The sequence below is a fragment of the Anaerolinea thermolimosa genome (assembly GCF_001050195.2).
GTDB lineage: Bacteria > Chloroflexota > Anaerolineae > Anaerolineales > Anaerolineaceae > Anaerolinea > Anaerolinea thermolimosa.
The window spans coordinates 1,097,156-1,099,510 of the sequence record NZ_DF967965.1; the positions used below are offsets into that span (position 1 = coordinate 1,097,156).

Annotated in this window: 5 protein-coding genes; 1 reads left to right on the forward strand and 4 read right to left on the reverse strand. The window is 60.4% G+C overall.

Annotation, left to right across the window (positions count from 1 at the left end; genetic code table 11):
- The 4 genes from ATHL_RS05030 to ATHL_RS05040 all read right to left on the reverse strand — a co-directional run.
- Positions 1-188 (reverse strand): hypothetical protein (locus ATHL_RS05030; RefSeq protein WP_162787588.1); only part of this gene is annotated, 188 nt, incomplete at its 3' end.
- A gap of 3 nt (positions 189-191) precedes the next feature.
- Entirely contained in the window at positions 192-353 is a 162-nt protein-coding gene (locus ATHL_RS18790) for a hypothetical protein (protein ID WP_162787589.1), read from the reverse strand.
- Between the two features lie 38 nt (positions 354-391).
- Positions 392-742, reverse strand: coding sequence for a single-stranded DNA-binding protein (locus tag ATHL_RS05035; RefSeq protein WP_062190426.1), 351 nt, complete (start codon positions 740-742; stop codon positions 392-394).
- A complete protein-coding gene (locus ATHL_RS05040; RefSeq protein WP_062190428.1) occupies positions 724-1,260 on the reverse strand; it encodes a nucleotidyltransferase family protein in 537 nt (178 codons plus the stop codon). The genes ATHL_RS05035 and ATHL_RS05040 overlap by 19 nt, the downstream gene beginning before the upstream one ends.
- A gap of 318 nt (positions 1,261-1,578) precedes the next feature.
- Here ATHL_RS05040 and ATHL_RS18795 point away from each other — a divergent pair, with 318 nt between their 5' ends.
- A complete protein-coding gene (locus tag ATHL_RS18795; RefSeq protein WP_162787590.1) occupies positions 1,579-1,893 on the forward strand; it encodes a hypothetical protein in 315 nt (104 codons plus the stop codon).
- Positions 1,894-2,355 lie beyond the last annotated feature (462 nt).

A 2,355-nucleotide genomic window follows, 5' to 3' on the forward strand; every position in this document is an offset into this window, starting at 1 on the left:
AACACCGTGCCGTGCGGCCAGGGGCAGGGGATGTCTTCCCTCTGCCGCCCGAATGATGGCGGCAGTTCTATGTCGCTCCAGCGGAAGTACCGCCCGTAGAACATGCCCGGATCGTCTCCCGTGCGGGTGGGATCTACCACCACCTTCCAGTAGTACCCTTGCGGGGCCTGCCACAGGCGCGTGCTCATGCCTCACCTCACCCCCAGCCGTTCTCCCAGTTCCGCCCACAGTGGATCATCCGCAGGCAGCCCTTCCAGCCGGTAGAGGATTTCCAATTTGCGCTCTTCCTGCTCGCGCACCTCGGCTTCGAAGGCCAGCAGGTCGTCCAGTTCTTCCGGGGTCATCTCGTCCATACGAACCTCGAAAACAAAAAGAACAGGCAGTGCCTGTCCTAGAAGGGGATTTCTTCTTCACGGCTGACACGTCCTTCGCCAGCGTCTCCGCCCTTCACACCCAGAAACTGCACGGTTTGGGCGGTCACTTTCAGGCTTGCACCCGCTTCGCCGTTCTTGCGGGTGAAGGCTTCCACGGCGGGGGTGCCGCGCACGAACACCTGACGCCCTTTCGCCAGGTACTGGTGACAGCGTTCGCCCAGTTCGCGCCAGGCGCTCACTTCCACCCACACGGTTTCATCCTTGCGGGTGGTGACGGCCACCGGGAAGGTGCAGACAAACACACCGTCCTGCGTGTAGCGCCCTTCCGGGTCTTTGCCAAGGTTGCCAATCAGTTGCATTTCGAGCATGTTCCATTCCTTTCTTCGGGCTTGATCCAGCCCAGTTCACAGAGATTGAAAAAATCGCTTTCTTCGGGGGTGGGAATCATCTCCCCGCTATCCACACGATGAACCGCACCATCTTTCACAACATAAACGGATGGCAGAAATCCGCCGTATCGCTTTGGAGTAACCAGTTTTTTTGAAAACTCCGCCCCGCCCGTGCGCAGGGCAAAAATCACACCCCATTGGGCGGGCGGTAGAACGATGAACAGGTCAAGGTTTATGCCTTCGGGTAAGGCGTACTGCTTGTATCGTTGTCCGTTCTTGACCGCTGGTAACGGCAGGGAAAGGTCATGATAGCCATTGGGAGAGCCAAACAAGTCCAACGTGGGAAGTGGCTTTGCCACAATCTCAATGTCTCCCACCTCTGTCTTGCGCCGCCGAATGCTCCCGGCAATCTCAATGCGCTCGCAGTACGGCATGAGCATGTCAGCGTATTTGCAGGCAATCGTCTCGGCTTCATTGAGCGGCATTTTGGTCTTCATGTGCTCTCCAAAAACGGGAAGATGGATTCGAACCATCACCCTTTGGCGCATTTGCACCAACGTTCTGCGCCGTGGTCGCGTGTTTTGTGCGTGGTATCGAGTGCGCACCCCTCGCTCAACCGGTCTCACCGGTTGCCCGTGCCGTCCTGCCGCCCAGTCCATCCTCTTGCCGCCAGGAGACCGGACAGTGCCTTCTCCCGCTACAACCGGTGTTCGCTGTCAGAGGGCGGTTAGCACCCCTCATCGGATTCACGGTCAGGACAGTCGGCGGTTGACCCCTTCTACCCCCGCCAGGTCTGGTTTGACACCACTGCCGCTTTGACCGCCACTTTGGGCCGCCTGCCCTTTCTCTGGCCTGCCGGTTTTGTGATCTCGTCTGTGCGAGACCCCGCCATCACCATGCGGGTAGCTCTCCCGCGGGCGGTGTATCGGGCAATGGTGTTTTTGCCGGTCTCTCCCGGCTGTCACCCTGTCTGTTTCCCGGCGCTGGTCAGGGTGCGCCGGGCTTCCCCTGCCCGTTGGTGGGGCAACGACCCCGACAGGTTGGACAGTCCAGCCGGGTGGGATTTGCACCCACCGTGGGGACGGGACAGACGCTCCCGCCGCACTGCGCGGCTGGCTGAAAGGAGGTGAAACCATGTCAAGGTACAGAGTTGCCGGTCTCTCCCGGCTGTCACGCCCCCCGGATGGCTTCCAACGGTCTCGCCGTCCGCTCCGTCAGGCATAGGGCTGCCCTTCCCCATGCCCCGCCAGGTGCTGATGACTCAGCCCCGCACCACACCTCCCTACACTGCCGACGTTAGCGTGGCAAACAAGATTCAGGCGGGCGGGACTCGAACCCGCCGAAAGCGCCTGCCGCCTGAATGAGGAGGACAGATGAGCCAGTACCTGAAACAAAACACCCTGCCGGGATTTGCAGGGTGTCTGTTCTCTCGTGATATACTAATCACGGGGTGAGCAGATACGACCTGCTTGCCTCACCGTGAGCGTGCTACCCACACGGCTCACGGAACGCCCCGGTCGGGCGCACAACGCCCTCACGCCGGGGCGTTGTGTTTGAGGCATTCAGTTGGATGTAGGTTTGGGAAGGTGCTA